The sequence below is a fragment of the Streptomyces flavalbus genome, assembly GCF_042674625.1.
GTDB classification, from domain to species: Bacteria; Actinomycetota; Actinomycetes; order Streptomycetales; family Streptomycetaceae; genus Streptomyces; species Streptomyces flavalbus.
Map to the genome: position 1 here is coordinate 6,184,519 of NZ_JBHTEB010000001.1, position 18,257 is coordinate 6,202,775.

Genomic DNA, 18,257 nt, shown 5'->3' on the forward strand with positions numbered 1-18,257 from the left:
CAGCTCTACTGCAAGGAGGCACGGGTGCCGCTGCTGACCCGCATCACGGGACCGCGCGATCTGGACCGGCTCACCCCCGAGGAGCTGGACCGGCTGGCCCAGGAGATCCGTACCTTCCTCGTCGACTCGGTCTCCAAGACCGGCGGCCACCTCGGACCCAATCTCGGCGTGGTCGAGCTGACCATCGCCCTGCACCGGGTCTTCGACTCCCCGGCCGACCGGGTGCTCTGGGACACCGGCCACCAGGCGTACGTCCACAAGCTGCTCACCGGCCGCCAGGACTTCTCCAGGCTGCGCGGCAAGGGCGGCCTCTCCGGCTACCCGTCCCGCGCCGAGTCCGAGCACGACGTCATCGAGAACAGCCACGCCTCCACCGTCCTCGGCTGGGCCGACGGCCTCGCCAAGGCCAACCAGCTCCTCGAACGCGACCAGCACGTCGTCGCCGTCATCGGCGACGGCGCGCTCACCGGCGGGATGGCCTGGGAGGCGCTGAACAACATCGCCGAGGCCAAGGACCGCCCGCTGGTCATCGTCGTCAACGACAACGAGCGCTCCTACGCGCCCACCATCGGCGGCCTCGCCAACCACCTGGCGACCCTGCGCACCACCGACGGCTACGAGCGCTTCCTCGCCCGCACCAAGGAACTCCTGGACCGCACCCCGGTCGTCGGCAAGCCGCTCTACGAGACCCTGCACGGCGCCAAGAAGGGCCTGAAGGACTTCATCGCCCCCCAGGGCATGTTCGAGGACCTCGGCCTGAAGTACGTCGGCCCCATCGACGGCCACGACATCGAGGCCCTGGAGTCGGCCCTGACCCGCGCCAAGCGGTTCAACGGCCCCGTCATCGTGCACTGCCTCACCGAGAAGGGCCGCGGCTACGAGCCCGCCGAGCAGGACGAGGCCGACCGCTTCCACGGCATCGGCCCCATCCACCCCGACACCGGCCTGCCCATCAAGGCCGCCGCCGCGAGCTGGACGTCCGTCTTCGGGGACGAGATGGTCAAGCTGGGCCGCGAGCGCGAGGACATCGTCGCCATCACCGCCGCGATGCTCCAGCCGGTCGGCCTGAAGAAGTTCGCCGACGCCTTCCCCGACCGCATCTTCGACGTCGGCATCGCCGAGCAGCACGCGGCGGTCTCCGCGGCGGGCCTGGCCACGGGCGGCCTGCACCCGGTCTTCGCCGTCTACGCCACCTTCCTCAACCGCGCCTTCGACCAGGTGCTCATGGACGTCGCCCTGCACCGCTGCGGGGTCACCTTCGTCCTCGACCGGGCCGGGGTCACCGGCGACGACGGCGCCTCCCACAACGGCATGTGGGACATGTCGATGCTCCAGGTCGTCCCCGGCCTCAGCATCGCCGCCCCGCGCGACGCCGAGCAGCTCCGCGCCCAGCTCCGCGAGGCCGTCCAGGTCGAGGACGCGCCGACCGTGGTCCGCTACTCCAAGGGCGTCGTCGGCCCCGCCGTACCCGCCGTGCGCCGCGTCGGCGGCATGGACGTGCTGCGCGAGCCGGGCACCGACCGCCCGGACGTCCTCCTCGTCTCCGTGGGCGCGCTCGCCCCGATGTGCCTGGAGATCGCGTCCCTCCTCGACAAGCAGGGCATCTCCACGACCGTCGTCGACCCGCGCTGGGTCAAGCCGGTCGACGAGGCCATGGCCCCGCTCGCCGAACGCCACCGCGTCGTCGTCACCGTCGAGGACAACTCCCGCGTCGGCGGCGTCGGCTCGGCCGTCTCCCAGTCCCTGCGGGACGCGGGCGTCGACGTCCCGCTCCGCGACTTCGGCATCCCGCCGCGCTTCCTCGACCACGCCTCCCGCGCCGAGGTGATGACGGAGATCGGCCTGACGGCCCCGGACATCGCCCGCCAGGTCACGGGCCTGGTCTCGAAGCTGGACGGACGCTACGACCGCACGGAGACCACCGAGGTGGAGGCGGCGAGGGACTGACGGGACTTATACATCGCCGTAGGGGGCAACGCCCGAGGGGCGCGGGGCTGTGCCGATGTGCGGCTCCGCCGCGTGGGCGCGATCAGCCCCCACGGCGCCGCGGACGGCGAACAACCCGCACCGCCCGCGGCGCCCGGCCGTCAACGAGGTACCGCTCGGGGCCCGAGCACCTCCGCCCCCAACGCCCCCACCCGCCGCCGCAACTCCCGGTCCGCCGTCACCACCAGGCACCGCCGTTCACCCGCTCGGGCGACCAGCTCCACCATGTGGTCATCCCCGCTGCCCGGCGCCGACTCCACGTGGACGCCGGGCACGGACGCCACCCCGCGCGCCGCGCCCTCCACGACGAGGACGATCTCCACGGGCTCCGCGTGACCGGGCAGACCCTCCGTGGCCAGCCGGTCCCGCAGCCGCTCCGCCGCCCCGCGCCGGTCCCGCCACCACCCGTCGGGCACCGACCCGACGACGTTCGCGGCATCGACGATCACCAGCAGCGGGTCACTCATGACACCCAGGGTCGCACGGGCCCACGCCACCGACGCCGTGCGGTGCCCGTTTACAGTGGGCGGGTGTCAAAGGTCCGCACAGTGAACGGCGGCTGGCTGATACGAGGCCGCGACGGCCGGATCGCCGCCTACGCCCCCGGCGACGACGCGGTGTGGTGCCGGGCGGAGCAGCGCCCCGGCGGCCCCTTCCTGCCCGCCCGCAGAACGGGCGGCGACCAGCGGCTGCACCCGGGGTTCGCGGTCGGTCAGGGCGCCGACGGCTACGCGCACCTCGTGGCCTGGCGGCCCACCAGGGACGGCGAGTCCGGTCTGGTGCACTCCACCCACTTCCGCGGGCACCTCGCCGCCCTCGACTGGCTGCCGATCGGCCACCCCCACCGGCGGGGCGACCGCACGGCCCGCCCGCCGTGGCCGTCGACGCGGAGGGGCGCGCGTTCGTCTTCGTCCGCAACCGCGGCCTGGGCGTGCACACCGTCAACCAGAAGGCGCGCGGCGGCTGGAACGCCTGGCACGACCTCAAGGGCTCCAAGGTGGACGAGGAACTCGTCGCCGTCACCGGGGAGTCGGGCCTCGTCGAGGCGTACGGCACCAGCCCGGCGGGCATCCTGCGCTGGGCCCAGGAGGAGCCCGGCGCCCGGCCCGTCGCCGCCGATCCGCTGCCGGTGCGGGCGGTGCCGGGCACGCTGACCGCGCTGGCCACCTCCAAGGAGGCCACGACGCTGTTCTACGCCGACCAGGACGGCACCCTGTACGCCTGGCGTGCGGGCGGCGACCCGGTCCCGCTGACCCCGGCGGCGGGCCCCGGCCCGGTGGCCGCCCTGCGCTGCGTCCTCGGCGGCCACGACTGCACGGTGCTGGCCCAGCGCTCCGCCTCCGGCCGGGTCGCCTTCGCCGCGTACCCGACGGAGCGGGAGTCGGCGGGCCTGTGGTGGACGGAGTCGGGCCCCCAGCTCCCCGCGGACACCAGGGTCGCCCTCGCGGAGGACGCCGAGGGCCGCGTCATCGCCGCGACGACGACCCCGGACGGGACGCTGCGCCTGACCCGCCAGAAGGAGGAACCGGGGCTGGCGCTGGCGGCCTGGCAGGAGGTCTGACGGGGTGCCTCCGCAGGCACCGGGCAGGCGTGTCCCAGCCCGTCCGGCGCTTGCGGACGAGGCCGTGCGGGCCGGTACGGGGCTTCGGGGGCGGAGCCCCGACACACCGACGCCGGTGCCCTCGCACACCCACAGGCGTGCGAGGGCACCGGCGGAACCAGCGGAGCGCTACGCGGGGACGCTCGCCACGCCCGGCTCCAGGAACCGCTTGCCGTTCACCCGCTCGGCGACGCCCTCGCGGTCCAGGTACGGCGTGATGCCGCCCAGGTGGAAGGGCCAGCCCGCGCCGGTGATCAGGCACAGGTCGATGTCCTGGGCCTCGGCGACGACGCCCTCGTCGAGCATGAGCCCGATCTCCTGCGCCACCGCGTCCAGCACGCGCGCCCGCGTCTGCTCCTCGGTGAGGACGGTGTCGCCCTGCTTCAGCAGCGCGGCGACCTCCGGGTCCAGCTCGGGCTTGCCGCTGTCGTAGACGTAGAAGCCGCGCTTGCCCGCCTCGACGACCGCCTTCAGGTTCGGGGAGACCGTGAAGCGGTCCGGGAACGCCCGGTTGAGCGTCTCGGAGACGTGCAGGCCGATCGCCGGGCCGACCAGCTCCAGCAGCACCAGCGGGGACATCGGCAGGCCCAGCGGCTCGACCGCCTTCTCCGCGACCTCGACCGGCGTGCCCTCGTCGATGACGTTCTGGATCTCGCCCATGAAGCGGGTCAGGATGCGGTTGACGACGAACGCCGGGGCGTCCTTCACCAGCACCGCGGTCTTCTTCAGCTTCTTGGCCACCGCGAACGCGGTCGCCAGCGAGGCGTCGTCGGTCTGCTCGCCGCGGACGATCTCAAGGAGCGGCAGGATCGCGACCGGGTTGAAGAAGTGGAAGCCGACGACCCGCTCGGGGTGCTTCAGCTTCGACGCCATCTCCGACACCGACAGCGAGGACGTGTTCGTCGCGAGGATCGCGTGCGCCGGGGCGACCGCCTCGACCTCCGCGAACACCTGCTGCTTGACGCCCATCTCCTCGAACACGGCCTCGATGACGAAGTCCGCGTCCGCGAAGCCCTCGGCCTTGTCCAGGACACCGGTCACCAGCGCCTTGAGACGGTTGGCCTTGTCCTGGTTGATGCGGCCCTTGCCGAGCAGCTTGTCGATCTCGGCGTGGACGTAGCCGACGCCCTTGTCGATGCGCTCCTGGTCGATGTCCGTGAGGACGACCGGCACCTCGAGGCGGCGCAGGAACAGCAGGGCGAGCTGCGAGGCCATCAGACCGGCGCCGACCACGCCGACCTTGGTGACCGGGCGGGCGAGGTTCTTGTCCGGGGCGCCCGCGGGACGCTTGCCGCGCTTCTGCACCAGGTTGAACGCGTAGATCCCCGCGCGCAGTTCACCGCCCATGATGAGGTCGGCCAGCGCCTGGTCCTCGGCGTCGAAGCCCGCCTGGAGGTCGCCGTCCTTGGCGGCGGCGATGATGTCCAGGGCGCGGTAGGCGGCCGGGGCGGCGCCGTGCACCTTGCCGTCCGCGATGAAGCGGCCCTGGGCGACGGCCTGGTCCCACGCCTCACCGCGGTCGATGACCGGGCGCTCGACCTTGGTGTCGCCCTTGAGGACGCTCGCGGTCCACAGCAGCGACTGCTCCAGGAAGTCGGCGCCCTCGAAGATCGCGTCGGCGATGCCGAGGTCGAAGACCTGCTCGCCCTTGAGCTGCTTGTTCTGGTTGAGGCTGTTCTCGATGATGACCTTGACGGCCTTCTCGGCGCCGATCAGGTTCGGCAGCAGCGCGCAGCCGCCCCAGCCGGGCACCAGGCCGAGGAAGACCTCGGGCAGCGAGAACGCGGGCACCGACTTCGACACCGTGCGGTAGGTGCAGTGCAGGCCGACCTCGACGCCGCCGCCCATCGCCGCGCCGTTGTAGTAGGCGAAGGTGGGGACGGCGAGGGAGGAGAGGCGCTTGAAGACCTCGTGGCCGCCCTTGCCGATGGCGAGCGCGTCCTCGTGCCTCTTCAGCAGCTCGACGCCCTTGAGGTCGGCGCCGACGGCGAAGATGAACGGCTTGCCGGTGACGCCGACGCCGACGATGTCGCCGTCCGCGGCCTCCTTCTCGACCTGGTCGATCGCGGCGTTGAGGTTCGCCAGCGACTGCGGGCCGAAGGTGGTCGGCTTGGTGTGGTCGAAGCCGTTGTCCAGGGTGATCAGCGCGAACCGGCCCGCGCCGAACGGCAGGTCGAAGTGGCGTACGTGCGCCGTGGTGACGACCTCGTCCGGGAACAGCTCGGCCGCACCCTTCAAAAGCTCAGCGGTGGTGCTCACTTGCTGCCTCCGGCGTTCTCGAAGTGCGGGTTCTCCCAGATGACCGTCGCGCCCATGCCGAAGCCGACGCACATGGTGGTCAGGCCGTAGCGGACGTGCGGCTGCTCCTCGAACTGGCGGGCGAGCTGGGTCATCAGGCGGACGCCGGAGGAGGCCAGCGGGTGGCCGAAGGCGATGGCGCCGCCGTACTGGTTGACGCGCTCGTCGTCGTCGGCGATGCCGTAGTGGTCGAGGAAGGCCAGCACCTGGACGGCGAACGCCTCGTTGATCTCGAACAGGCCGATCTCGGAGATGTCCAGGCCCGCCTTGGCGAGCGCCTTCTCGGTGGCCGGGATCGGGCCGTAGCCCATGACCTCGGGCTCGACGCCCGCGAAGGCGTAGGAGACCAGGCGCATCTTGACCGGGAGGTTGTTCTCCCGGGCGAAGTCCTCGCTGGCGATGATGGAGGCGGTGGCGCCGTCGTTGAGACCGGCCGCGTTACCGGCGGTGACCCGGCCGTGCACACGGAACGGCGTCTTCAGGTTCGCCAGGTTCTCCAGGGTCGTCCCCGGGCGCATCGGCTCGTCGGCGGTGACCAGGCCCCAGCCGGTCTCCCCGGCCTCCGCGTTGGTGCGGCGCACCGAGATCGGCACCAGGTCGGCCTGGATCTTGCCGTTGGCGTACGCCTTGGCGGCCTTCTCCTGGGAGCGCACGGCGTACTCGTCGGCGCGCAGCTTGGTGATGTGCGGGTAGCGGTCGTGCAGGTTCTCCGCGGTCATGCCCATGAACAGGGCGGACTCGTCGACCAGCTTCTCGCTGACGAACCGCGGGTTGGGGTCGACGCCCTCGCCCATCGGGTGGCGGCCCATGTGCTCGACACCGCCCGCGATGACGGCGTCGTAGGCGCCGAAGGCGATGGAACCGGCGGTGGTCGTGACGGCCGTCAGGGCGCCCGCGCACATCCGGTCGATGGAGTAGCCGGGGACGGACTGCGGCAGCCCGGCGAGGATGCCCGCGGTGCGGCCGATGGTGAGGCCCTGGTCACCGATCTGGGTGGTCGCGGCGATGGCGACCTCGTCGATCTTCTTGGGGTCGAGACCGGGGTTGCGGCGCAGCAGCTCCCGGATCGCCTTCACGACCAGGTCGTCGGCGCGGGTCTCGTGGTAGATGCCCTTCGGGCCCGCCTTGCCGAACGGGGTGCGGACGCCGTCGACGAAGACGACGTCCCTGACGGTACGAGGCACGATGGCTCTCCTCCAGGATGCGGGACGGCACTGCTGCGATGCGCTGAGCGCGCGCTCAGGCCCATGCTACTTGTGGGTAATGTAGCTGCCCAGTCCCCCCGCCCTTAGCGGCGAAGGTCACACTTCCGGCGGAGCCGTCGACCCCCGGGGCGTCAGGACCGGCGTCGGGACCGGATGCGAGCCCGGCCCCTCGCCCGTGAGCACGCCGAACAGCGTGCGGGCCACCTCCGCCCCGAAGCCGTGGACGTCGTGGCTCATCGCGGAGAGGGTCGGGTGGGTGAGGCGGCAGAGCTGGGAGTCGTCCCAGGCCAGCAGGGAGACGTCGGCCGGGACCCGCAGGCCCATCTCCGCGGCGACCGAGAGACCGGCGACCGCCATGATGTCGTTGTCGTAGACGACGGCCGTGGGGCGGTCCTGCGGGGCCGCCGCCAGCAGGGAGCGCGTCGCCCGCGCGCCCTCGGCGCCGGAGAAGTCGGTGGCGAGCTGCGCGGCCCCGGCCAGCCCCAGCTCGCGGGCCGCCTCCTCGAAGGCGGCGGTGCGGATCGCGGTGTGGCCGAGGGCCGCCGCGCCGCCGACGCGGGCGATCCGGCGGTGCCCGAGCGCCGCGAGGTAGCGCACCGCCTCGGTGACGGCGGTGGCGTCGTCCGTCCACACCGACGTCAGACCGCCGGTGAGGGACGGGTGCCCGACCGCCACCACCGGCAGCCCGAGCCGTTCGGCGACCGCCACCCGGGGGTCGTCCGCGCGGAAGTCCACCAGGATCGAACCGCCGATCTGCCGCGCCTGCCACCAGGAGTCCAGCAGCCCGGCCTCCTCCTCCACGCTCTTGACCAGACGCAGGAGGAGGGAGCAGGAGTGCTCGGTCAGGACGCTCTCCACGCCCGACACGAACTCCATGTAGAAGGGCTCCAGGCCCAGCAGCCGCGCCGGACGGCACACCGCGAGCCCCACCACGTCCACCCGCGACCCGGCCAGCGACCGCGCGGTCAGGTTGGGCGCCCAGCCCAGCTCCCGCGCGGCCCGGAAGATCCGGTCCCGGGTCGCCTCCGACAGCCCCGGCTTGTGGTTGAAGGCGAGCGACACGGCACCCTTGGACACCCCGGCGCGCGCGGCGACGTCCTTGATGGTGACGCGGGCGGACGGCGTCGATGTCATCGAGTGGGCTCCACGCAGTACAGGGCGGACCGGGCGGTGGCCGCGTCCGGAGTCTCCCAGCCGGAGACCCCGATGGTCACCTCTTCCCCCGGAAGCAGCGTCACCAGCCCCCGGTCGGCCCGCGCCCCCGGCGCCAGCCGGTCCGCCTGGAGCAGCAGGTCCCGTACGAGGGTACGGGCCCGCACGGTGACCCCGCCCGGCGCCAGCGCCACCTCGAACTCCGGCCGGGGGTACGGGATCTCCCGGTCCGGCGCCGGGAAGCGCAGGGCGCGCAGCCCGTCGGCGTCCGCGACCAGGAACTCCTTGGCCCCGTCCGGCACCAGCTCCACCGGCACCGGCACCTCGGCCACCGCCCGCCGCCCGGCCGTGAACGCGGCGCGTACGGAGCCCAGTACCGCGCCGTCCACGGACATCCGGCGCAGCACCACCTCCCCGTCCCACCCGTCCGCCGCCTGGTTGACGGCGACCAGCGTCAGCCCGCCGCCCGGCGCCGCCCGCAGCGTCAGCAGCCGGTCCGCGTACAGCCGTCGCAGCTCGTGGTAGAGCGGCTTCTCCCGTCCGTCGCCGTCGACGGCGGCCCACGAGGTCACCGGCCAGCAGTCGTTGAGCTGCCAGACGACCGTCCCCGCGCAGACCGGCCAGTGCGACCGCCAGTGCTCGATCCCGGCGGCGACGGCGCGCGCCTGGTTGACCTGGGTGAGGTAGTGCCAGCGGTCGAAGTCCCCTTCCGGGAAGGCGAAATGCCGCTCCAGGCCCCGGCGCAGCTTGCCGTTGCCGTCGTCGGCCTTCTGGTGGTGCAGCATCCCCGGGGAGTCCGGCGCCAGCGCCTCGCCCGGCAGCGCCCGCCGCAGGGTGACGTACGCGGGCGGCGCCTGCCAGCCGAACTCGGCCACGAAGCGCGGCACGTCGCGCCGGTAGTCGGCGTAGTCGGCGCGGTTCCACACCTCCCAGGAGTGGTGCGTGCCGTGCGCCGGGTCGTTCGGGTGGTGCCGCCAGGACCCCGACCAGGGGCTGCCCGCCGTGTACGGCCGGGTCGGGTCGAGTTCGGCCACCACGCGCGGCAGCAGCCCCAGGTAGTACCCCTCGCCCCAGGAGTCCCCGGCCAGCTTCCCCTCCCACTCCCAGTCCCGGAACCCCCACAGGTTCTCGTTGTTGCCGTTCCACAGCACCAGCGACGGGTGCGGCATCAGCCGTACGACGTTCTCCCGCGCCTCGGCCTCCACCTCGCCGCGCAGCGGCTGCTCCTCGGGGTAGGCGGCGCAGGCGAACGGGAAGTCCTGCCAGACCAGCAGGCCCAGTTCGTCGCAGGCGGTGTAGAAGTCCTCGCTCTCGTAGATCCCGCCGCCCCAGACGCGGACCAGGTCCACGCCCGCGTCGGCCGCCTGCCGCAGCCGCCGCCGGTAGCGCTCGGCGGTGATCCGGGACGGGAACACGTCGTCCGGGATCCAGTTCACGCCGCGCGCGAACAGCCGCTCCCCGTTGACGACCAGCGTGAACCCGGTGCCGTGCGCGTCGGCGGAGGTGTCCAGCTCCACGCTGCGGAACCCGACCCGCCGCCGCCAGTCATCGAGCGGGTCGGTGCCGTGCAGCAGCGTCAACTCGACCTCGTACAGCGGCTGTTCGCCGTAGCCGCGCGGCCACCACAGCTCGGCGTCTGGCACGTCGAGGCGTACGGTGCCCCGGGTGCCGTCGACGCGGCCACGCGCGCGGACGTCACCGATCCGGGCCTCCAGCGTCAGCCCGGCCTCCACCCGGCTGCGCTCCACGTCCACGACGAGTTCCACGCGCCCGGTGCCGTCCTCGACGGTCACCAGCGGGCGTACGCGGGCGATGCGGGCGGTGGACCACTGCTCCAGGCGCACCGGCCGCCAGATCCCGGCGGTCACCAGGGTCGGGCCCCAGTCCCAGCCGAAGGAGCAGGCCATCTTGCGGAGGTACTGGTACGGCTCCGGGTACGCGCCGGGGCGCTCGCCCAGCCGTCCGCGTACCGCCTCCGCCTCGGCGTACGCGGAGGCGAACCGGACGGTCAGCAGCCCCTCCAGGCCGGTCACGTCGAAGCGGTACGAGCGGTGCATGTTCCGTACCCGGCCGAGGACCCGCCCGTCGAGCAGGATCTCGGCGGCGGTGTCGAGGCCGTCGAAGACGAGGTCGGTCTGCTCGTGCCCGGCCCCGGCCCGCAGCCGCCGCTCGTACGTCCACTCCCGGCGCCCCACCCACGCCACCTCGGTCTCGTTCGCGCCGAGGAACGGGTCCGGGATCAGCCCCGCCGCCAGCAGGTCGGTGTGCACACAGCCCGGCACCGTCGCCGGGAGCACGGCCCCCGCGTCGTCGGGGTGCCGCAGGACCCATCCGTCGGTGAGCGGTGTGGCCTGGAACATGCACACTCCTTAACCGGTCTAGTCCACGACCTCAATCGACCTCGATACTTTTCCGCAACCTTGGCGGAATAGGGACTTTACCGGTTCAGTCCCGGCTGTCAGAGTGCCGAACCAGCCAACTCGCACGTGCTCGTCCGTCCCACGAACGGAGCTGACGCACATGAACCGCCGCACATTCCTGGCCGTGACCGCCACCACCGCCGCGCTGCTGCTCGCCGCCTGTACCGGTACAGCGGGCGACTCCGGCGGCGCCGACGCCGACGCGCCCGACGACCCGCAGCAGGTCAGCGGCACCATCACGGTCCTCACCCACCGCACCGACCTGGTGCAGGACGGGACGATGGAGAAGTACGCCGCCGCGTTCAACAGGACCTATCCCAAGGTGAAGGTGAAGTTCGACGGCATCACCGACTACGAGGGCGAGGTCAAGATCCGTATGAACACGGAGAACTACGGCGACGTCCTCATGATCCCCGGAGTGGTCGAGAAGAAGGACTACCCGAGGTTCTTCGCCTCCCTCGGCACCGCCGAGGAGCGTGGCGCGAAGTACCGCTTCACCGACTACACCACCGTCGACGGCAAGGTGTACGGGCAGAGCCCGCTGGGCGCGGTCCCGGGGTTCATCTACAACAAGCGGGTGTGGAGCGAGGCCGGGATCACCGACTGGCCCACCACACCGGCCGAGTTCCTCGACGACCTCAAGGCGATCCGGTCCAGGACCGACGCCATCCCGTACTACACCAACTTCAAGGACATGTGGCCGCTCAGCCAGTGGACCCAGGTCAACGGCTCGGTGAGCTGCGACGACCAGGCCACCACCCGGCTCGCCGAGGGCGACCCGTGGGCCGAGGGCTCCGACCTGCGCACCGCCGACACCCTGCTGTACGACATCGTGCGCGAGGGGCTGACCGAGAAGGACCCGACGACCACCAACTGGGAGGCGTCCAAGCCCCGGATCGCCAAGGGTGAGATCGCCACCATGTGGCTCGGCTCCTGGGCGGTCATCCAGATGCGGGGCGCGGCCGAGCAGGCGGGCGCCGACCCCGACGACATCGGCTTCATGCCCTTCCCGTCCAGCGGGACGGCGCGTTCTGCGCGGTGACGCTCCCCGACTACAACCAGGCCGTCAACATCCACTCCGACCACAAGGCCGCCGCCCGCGCCTGGATCGACTGGTTCACCGACGAGTCCGGCTACGCCGCCGACAACCTGGCGCTGGACCCGCGCAAGGACGCCCCGCTGCCCGACGTGCTCAAGCCGTTCGAGGAGGCGGGCGTCAAGCTGCTCGACCTCGACGACACCAAAGGCGCCCAGGTGAAGTCCATCGACAACCAGTCGGAGGTCGGCATCAACAAGCCCGACTACCGCCAGGACCTCGTCGACCTCGCCCGCGGCGCCACCAAGGGCAGCCTGGACGACTTCCTCGCCGACCTCAGCAAGCGGTGGACCGACACCCAAGCGTCCCTGGGGTCCTGATGGCGGAGACGACCCACAAGGCGGCCGTCGGCACCAGCGCGGGGGCGGCTCCACCGGCCGTCCCCGCGCCCGCCCCGGCCCCGCGCCCGGCGCGGCTGTGGCGCGGGATCACCCCCTGGCTGTTCCTGCTGGCCCCGCTCACCCTGCTGACCGTCTTCACCTACGCGCCGATCGCCAACATGGTGGCGTACAGCTTCACCGACTGGGACGGCCTCAGCCCCGAACTGCACTACACGGGCACCGAGAACTACACCGAACTCCTCACCCGCCCCGACCTGTTCGAGGTCTTCTGGGTCAGCGGCTACTACCTGGCCGCCTCCGTCGTGCAGATCGTCGCCGCGCTGTACTTCGCCACGGTCCTCAGCTTCAACGTCCGCTTCCGGAACTTCTTCAAGGGCGTGCTGTTCTTCCCGTACCTGATCAACGGCGTCGCGATCGGCTTCGTCTTCCTCTACTTCTTCCAGGACGGCGGCACCCTCGACTCCGTGCTCGGCCTGCTCGGCGTGGAGAGCGACCGCGCCTGGCTCGGCACCCCGGAGTCGGCGAACACCTCGCTGGCCGCCGTCTCCGTCTGGCGCTACCTGGGCCTGAACTTCGTGCTCTTCCTCGGCGCGATCCAGTCCATCCCGGGGGAGCTGTACGAGGCGGCCGAGCTGGACGGGGCCAGCCGCTGGCACCAGTTCCGGTACATCATCGCGCCGGGCATCAGGCCGGTGCTGTCGCTGACGGTGATCCTCTCCGTCTCCGGCTCGCTGGCCGTCTTCGAGATCCCGTACATCATGACCGGCGGGGCGACCGGCACCGAGACCTTCGTGATCCAGACCGTGAAGCTGGCCTTCCAGTTCAACAAGACGGGGCTCGCCTCCGCGGCGGCGGTGGTGCTGCTGCTCATCGTGCTCGCGGTGACCTGGGTGCAGCGGCGCCTCGTCCCCGACGACAAGGTGGACCTCACATGACGCGCCGCGCGGTGGCCCGCACCCTGGTGTACCTGTCCCTGATCGGCGCGACGGTGGTCGTACTGCTTCCGCTGACCGCCGTCCTCCTCACCTCCCTCAAGTCGGAGCGGGAGATGGCGGACGGCAGCGGCGCGCTCGCGCTCCCCGACGACCCGCTCAACTTCGCCAACTACGTCACCGCCTTCCAGGACGGCGAGATGCTGCGGGCGTTCGCCAACACCGCCGTCATCCTGGCCGTCGCCATCGGCGGCACGGTCCTCATCGGCTCGATGACGGCGTACGCGATCGACCGGTTCACCTTCCGCTTCCGGAAGCTGGTGGTCGCGCTCTTCCTGGTCGCGGCCCTGGTTCCCGGTGTCACCACGCAGGTGGCCACCTTCCAGATCGTCAACAGCCTCGGCATGTTCGACAGCCTCTGGGCGCCGATCGTCCTCTACATGGGCACGGACATCGTCTCGGTCTACATCTTCCTGCAGTTCGTCCGGTCCATCCCGGTCTCCCTGGACGAGGCGGCCCGGCTGGACGGCGCCAACGCCTTCACCATCTACTGGAAGATCATCTTCCCGCTGTTGAAACCGGCGATCGCTACGGTGGTGATCGTCAAGGGCATCACCACCTACAACGACTTCTACCTCCCGTTCCTCTACATGCCCTCCGAGGACCTGGGCGTGATCTCGACGTCCCTGTTCCGCTTCAAGGGACCCTTCGGCGCCCACTGGGAGACGATCTCGGCGGGGACGGTCCTGGTGATCCTCCCGACGCTGATCGTCTTCCTGTTCCTCCAGCGGTTCATCTACAACGGGTTCACCCGGGGGGCGACGCGGTGACGGCGCTCCTCAACCGGCCTGCGCGGCCAGCGCCTTCGCCAGGACCGGTGTCACCAGCTCCACCTGCCAGGGCCGGGCCCCGTAGCCGGTGAGGACGGTGGCGACCGACTCGGGCGTGGTGTCGGCCGGGGGCTCCCAGCAGACCCGGCGGACGGTGTCCGGGGTGATCAGGTTCTCCTGGGGCATGTTGAGGCGTTCGGCGAGCGCGGAGACCCCGGCGCGGGCCGCGGAGAGCCGGGCGGCGGCGGCCGGGTCCTTGTCGGCCCAGGCGCGCGGCGGCGGGGGCCCCTGCACCGGCTGGCCGGGCTGCGGGAGCTGTGCCTCGGGCAGGGCCTTGGCGCGGTCCACCGCGGCCTGCCACTGTTCGAGCTGGCGGCGGCCGGTGCGCGGGCCGAAACCGTTCAGCGCGCCGAGCGCCTGCGCGTTGGTCGGCAGCGCGAGCGCGGCCTCCACGATGGCCGCGTCGGAGAGCACCTTGCCGGGGGAGATGTCCCGGCGCTGCGCGATCCGGTCCCGGGTCTGCCACAGCTCGCGCACCACGGCGAGCTGGCGGCGCCGCCGCACCTTGTGCATCCCGGAGGTGCGCCGCCAGGGGTCCTTGCGGGGCTCCGGCGGCGGCGCCGAGGCGATCGCGTCGAACTCCTGCCGGGCCCACTCCAGCTTGCCCTGCCTCTCCAGCTCCTTCTCCAGCGCGTCCCGCAGGTCGACGAGGAGTTCCACGTCGAGGGCGGCGTAGCGCAGCCAGGGCTCGGGCAGCGGCCGGGTGGACCAGTCGACGGCGGAGTGCCCCTTCTCCAGGACGAAGCCCAGGACGCCCTCGACCATCGCGCCGAGCCCGACCCGCGGGAACCCGGCGAGCCGCCCGGCCAGCTCGGTGTCGAACAGCTCGCTGGGGACCATGCCTATCTCCCGCAGGCACGGCAGGTCCTGGGTGGCGGCGTGCAGCACCCACTCGGCACCGGCGAGCGCCTCGCCGAGGCCCGACAGGTCGGGACAGGCCACGGGGTCGATGAGCGCGGTCCCCGCGCCCTCCCGGCGGAGCTGCACCAGGTAGGCGCGCTGGCCGTAGCGGTAGCCGGAGGCGCGCTCGGCGTCGACGGCGACGGGGCCGGAACCGGCGGCGAAGGCGGCGACGACCTCCGCGAGGGCCGCTTCGTCCGCGACCACCGGCGGAATGCCCTCCCGTGGTTCCAGCAGCGGGATCGGCGCCTTGGTCTCCGCAGATCCGGCGTCGTCCGGAGGGGCGCCCCCGGTGGTTCGCAGTGAAGTGTCTGCTGCGGTCTCTTGGGCGTCGGTCACCTGTCAAGGGTATCCGGATGTTCGACCCGCTGACCTGCGCGTTCCGGCCATTGGGTGGCTGACCTGCCGAAACGCTGCCGGAATCCATGATCGGCCCGGTGGGGGCGGCGGCGGTCACGGGGCCGGGGCGTCCCGTTGCTCTCCGCAAACCGGTGGCCCGCGGTCGCGGGGCTGGTCGGGGCGGGGCGGGCGCGGCCGGTCCGGCGTCGTCCGGCGGGGAGGTGGCTGGAACAGGTCCATGGCCAGGGCGGGCGCGGACACGGGTGCGCCCGTCGACGGTCCAGGCCCGTCGGCGGGCGCGGTGAGCGGTGGGTGGGGTCAGTGGATGATGCCGGTGCGCAGGGCGACCGCCACCATTCCGGCGCGGTCGCCGGTGCCGAGCTTGCGGGCGATGCGGGCGAGGTGGCTCTTGACGGTCAGGGCGGACAGGCCCATCGAGACGCCGATGGCCTTGTTGGACTGGCCCTCGGCCACCAGCCGCAGCACCTCCACCTCGCGCCCGGACAGCTCGCGGTAGCCGCCGGGGTGGCTCGGGGCGCCCGGGGGGCGGCGGTGCAGCCGGGCGGCGGCGGCACCGATCGGGGCGGCGCCCGGACGGGTGGGGAGGCCGATGTTGGTGCGGGTGCCGGTGACGACGTAGCCCTTCACGCCGCCCGCGAGCGCGTTGCGCACGGCGCCGATGTCGTCGGCGGCCGACAGGGCGAGGCCATTGGGCCAGCCCGCGGCGCGGGTCTCGGAGAGCAGGGTGAGGCCGGAGCCGTCCGGCAGGTGGACGTCGGCGACGCAGATGTCGCGGGGGTTGCCGACGCGGGGGCGGGCCTCGGCGATGGACGAGGCCTCGATGACATCGCGAACGCCGAGCGCCCACAGGTGGCGGGTGACGGTGGAGCGGACACGCGGATCGGCGACGACCACCATGGCGGTCGGCTTGTTCGGACGGTAGGCGACCAGGCTTGCGGGCTGCTCGAGAAGAACGGACACCAGGCCTCCTGGAGTGCGGGAAGTGCGGGGACGGGCTTTCAAGGTCACAGTCGTCTTCGGCACCCAAGGCGTCCGCCTTTAGGAAATGATCACGATCTGGTGAGTAACAATCCGTGCAATTCGGACATGCGATCGATCATCCGAAGACCAAGTCGGATCGTTCACGCTCGCGTGTGTGTCGATACGTGTCAAAAAGTGGTCGTGTCGACAAAGTGTGCCGACCGGAACGAGGCCCGGCGTGACCGACGGGACTCAGTGTGACTGCGGCCCGCGGCGCTGCGGCAACGTCACCACCGACGCGTCCCCCGGCCCGGCCGGGGGCAGCCCCGCGACCTGGGCCAGCAGATCGCACCAGGACGCCAGGTGCGCCGCCGTGTCCGGCACCCCGCCCAGACCCTCCCGCGGCGTCCAGGACGCCCGGATCTCGATCTGCGAGGCGGCCGGGCGCGCGGACAGCCCGCCGAAGTAGTGCGAACTCGCGCGCGTGACGGTGCCGCTCGGCTCGCCGCACGTCAGCCCGCGTGCCTGGAGCGCCCCGGTCAGCCACGACCAGCACACCTCGGGCAGCAGCGGGTCCGCGGCCATCTCCGGCTCCAGCTCCGCCCGCACCAGCGTCACCAGCCGGAACGCGCCCCGCCAGGCGTCGTGCCCGGCCGGGTCGTGCAGCAGCACCAGACGCCCGTCGGCGAGGTCCTGCTCGCCGTCGACGACCGTGGCCTCCAGCGCGTAGGCGAACGGCGCGAGCCGCCGCGGCGCCCGGGTCGGCTCCACCTCCACCTGGGGCCGCAGCCGCGCCGACCGCAGCGCGTCGACGGCGGCGGCGAAGGCCGCCGGGACCGCCTCGCCCGCGGTGCCGTCGTTGGCCTCGTTGGCCTCGTTCTCCTTGTCATGCCCCCTGGATTCGCCCATTCCGCCAGCGCCGTCCGACAGTCGTCCCTGAGCCGCAGCCATGCGGGGAAGATTAAGCGGAACGCGGCCCGAGCGCAGGGAGGACACCCCGCCCGGACCCGCGCCACACGCGCCCCGGCGCCGTGCGAGACTTCTTCCCGTGAGTGCCAAGGGAAGCCCGACGGGCAAGCAGCCGACCGCCACGTACGACTCCGCCTTCCTGAGGGCGTGCAGGCGCGAGCCCGTGCCGCACACCCCGGTGTGGTTCATGCGGCAGGCCGGGCGTTCCCTGCCGGAGTACCGCAAGGTCCGCGAGGGCATCCCCATGCTGGAGTCCTGCATGAGGCCCGAGCTGGTCACCGAGATCACCCTCCAGCCGGTGCGCAGGCACGGCGTGGACGCGGCGATCTACTTCAGCGACATCGTCGTCCCGCTCAAGGCCATCGGCGTCGACCTCGACATCAAGCCCGGCGTCGGCCCCGTCGTCGAGCGCCCCATCCGCACCCGCGCCGACCTCGCCCAGTTGCGCGACCTGACCCCCGAGGACGTCTCCTACGTCACCGAGGCGATCGGCCTGCTCACGGCCGAGCTGGGCGAGACCCCGCTCATCGGCTTCGCGGGCGCCCCGTTCACCCTCGCCAGCTACCTCGTGGAGGGCGGCCCGTCCCGCAACCACGAGCACACCAAGGCGCTCATGTACGGCGACCCGGAGCTGTGGGCCGACCTGCTCGACCGCCTCGCCGACATCACCTCCGCCTTCCTGAAGGTGCAGATCGAGGCGGGCGCCAGCGCCGTCCAGCTCTTCGACTCCTGGGTCGGCGCGCTCGCCCCCGCCGACTACCGCCGCTCGATCCTGCCCGCCTCCAGCAAGGTGTTCGAGGCGGTCGCGGAGTACGGCGTCCCGCGCATCCACTTCGGCGTCGGCACCGGTGAGCTGCTCGGCCTGCTCGGCGAGGCGGGCGCGGACGTCGTCGGCGTCGACTGGCGGGTCCCGCTGGACGAGGCCGCCCGCCGCGTCGGCCCCGGCAAGGCGCTCCAGGGCAACCTGGACCCGGCCGTCCTGTTCGCCCCGCGGGAGGCCGTCGAGGCCAAGACCCAGGAGGTGCTGGACGCGGCGGCGGGCCTGGCGGGCCATGTCTTCAACCTCGGCCACGGCGTCCTGCCGACCACCGAACCGGACGCGCTCACCCGGCTCGTGGAGTACGTCCACACGCGGACGGCGCGCTGAC

The 18,257-nt window shown here is 72.3% G+C and carries 12 protein-coding genes and 2 pseudogenes; 6 read left to right on the top strand and 8 right to left on the bottom strand.

Annotation, left to right across the window (positions count from 1 at the left end):
• Window positions 1–24 precede the first annotated feature (24 nt).
• Window positions 25–1,947 (top strand): 1-deoxy-D-xylulose-5-phosphate synthase, encoded by a 1,923-nt coding sequence (gene dxs / locus ACFQZ6_RS27710; RefSeq protein ID WP_381614082.1) that lies wholly within the window; start codon window positions 25–27, stop codon window positions 1,945–1,947.
• Window positions 1,948–2,087: 140 nt separating this feature from the next.
• Here dxs and ACFQZ6_RS27715 read toward each other — a convergent pair whose 3' ends face one another.
• On the bottom strand, window positions 2,088–2,453 hold the full coding sequence (locus ACFQZ6_RS27715) for an NTP pyrophosphohydrolase (RefSeq protein WP_381614085.1): 366 nt from the start codon (window positions 2,451–2,453) through the stop codon (window positions 2,088–2,090).
• A gap of 81 nt (window positions 2,454–2,534) precedes the next feature.
• Between ACFQZ6_RS27715 and ACFQZ6_RS27720 the strand changes: the two are divergent.
• Window positions 2,535–3,547: pseudogene (locus ACFQZ6_RS27720) on the top strand (hypothetical protein).
• A gap of 168 nt (window positions 3,548–3,715) precedes the next feature.
• On the opposite strand, the gene ACFQZ6_RS27725 reads toward ACFQZ6_RS27720, so the two are convergent.
• The 4 genes from ACFQZ6_RS27725 to ACFQZ6_RS27740 form a co-directional block, all read right to left on the bottom strand.
• Window positions 3,716–5,845, bottom strand: a complete 2,130-nt coding sequence (locus ACFQZ6_RS27725; protein ID WP_381614088.1) for a 3-hydroxyacyl-CoA dehydrogenase NAD-binding domain-containing protein — start codon at window positions 5,843–5,845, stop codon at window positions 3,716–3,718.
• Complete coding sequence (locus ACFQZ6_RS27730; RefSeq protein WP_381614090.1) at window positions 5,842–7,068, bottom strand: thiolase family protein; 1,227 nt, start codon at window positions 7,066–7,068, stop codon at window positions 5,842–5,844. Before ACFQZ6_RS27730 ends, ACFQZ6_RS27725 begins: the two co-directional genes overlap by 4 nt.
• Before the next feature lie 117 nt (window positions 7,069–7,185).
• The gene (locus tag ACFQZ6_RS27735; RefSeq protein ID WP_381614093.1) at window positions 7,186–8,223 is read right to left on the bottom strand and encodes a LacI family DNA-binding transcriptional regulator; all 1,038 of its coding nucleotides are present in this window, start codon (window positions 8,221–8,223) and stop codon (window positions 7,186–7,188) included.
• Window positions 8,220–10,601, bottom strand: a complete 2,382-nt coding sequence (locus ACFQZ6_RS27740; RefSeq protein WP_381614096.1) for a glycoside hydrolase family 2 protein — start codon at window positions 10,599–10,601, stop codon at window positions 8,220–8,222. Before ACFQZ6_RS27740 ends, ACFQZ6_RS27735 begins: the two co-directional genes overlap by 4 nt.
• Before the next feature lie 160 nt (window positions 10,602–10,761).
• Here ACFQZ6_RS27740 and ACFQZ6_RS27745 point away from each other — a divergent pair.
• The 3 genes and pseudogenes from ACFQZ6_RS27745 (at window position 10,762) to ACFQZ6_RS27755 (ending at window position 13,860) form a co-directional block, all read left to right on the top strand.
• Window positions 10,762–12,077, top strand: a pseudogene (locus tag ACFQZ6_RS27745) (ABC transporter substrate-binding protein).
• The gene (locus tag ACFQZ6_RS27750) at window positions 12,077–13,033 is read left to right on the top strand and encodes a carbohydrate ABC transporter permease (RefSeq protein ID WP_381614099.1); all 957 of its coding nucleotides are present in this window, start codon (window positions 12,077–12,079) and stop codon (window positions 13,031–13,033) included. The pseudogene ACFQZ6_RS27745 and the gene ACFQZ6_RS27750 overlap by 1 nt, the downstream one beginning before the upstream one ends.
• Complete coding sequence (locus ACFQZ6_RS27755; RefSeq protein WP_381614102.1) at window positions 13,030–13,860, top strand: carbohydrate ABC transporter permease; 831 nt, start codon at window positions 13,030–13,032, stop codon at window positions 13,858–13,860. The genes ACFQZ6_RS27750 and ACFQZ6_RS27755 overlap by 4 nt, the downstream gene beginning before the upstream one ends.
• A 9-nt stretch (window positions 13,861–13,869) precedes the next feature.
• On the opposite strand, the gene ACFQZ6_RS27760 is transcribed toward ACFQZ6_RS27755, so the two are convergent.
• From ACFQZ6_RS27760 to ACFQZ6_RS27770, 3 genes are all read right to left on the bottom strand, one after another.
• The gene (locus ACFQZ6_RS27760) at window positions 13,870–15,159 is read right to left on the bottom strand and encodes an HRDC domain-containing protein (RefSeq protein ID WP_381614105.1); all 1,290 of its coding nucleotides are present in this window, start codon (window positions 15,157–15,159) and stop codon (window positions 13,870–13,872) included.
• Between the two features lie 318 nt (window positions 15,160–15,477).
• Window positions 15,478–16,140, bottom strand: coding sequence for a helix-turn-helix transcriptional regulator (locus ACFQZ6_RS27765; RefSeq protein WP_360224832.1), 663 nt, complete (start codon window positions 16,138–16,140; stop codon window positions 15,478–15,480).
• A gap of 252 nt (window positions 16,141–16,392) precedes the next feature.
• Entirely contained in the window at window positions 16,393–17,091 is a 699-nt protein-coding gene (locus ACFQZ6_RS27770; RefSeq protein WP_381614109.1) for a DUF3000 domain-containing protein, read from the bottom strand.
• A 97-nt stretch (window positions 17,092–17,188) separates the two neighbouring features.
• On the opposite strand from ACFQZ6_RS27770, the gene hemE reads away from it, so the two are divergent.
• Window positions 17,189–18,256, top strand: a complete 1,068-nt coding sequence (hemE, locus tag ACFQZ6_RS27775) for a uroporphyrinogen decarboxylase (protein ID WP_381614112.1) — start codon at window positions 17,189–17,191, stop codon at window positions 18,254–18,256.
• The last annotated feature ends 1 nt before the right edge of the window (window position 18,257 follow it).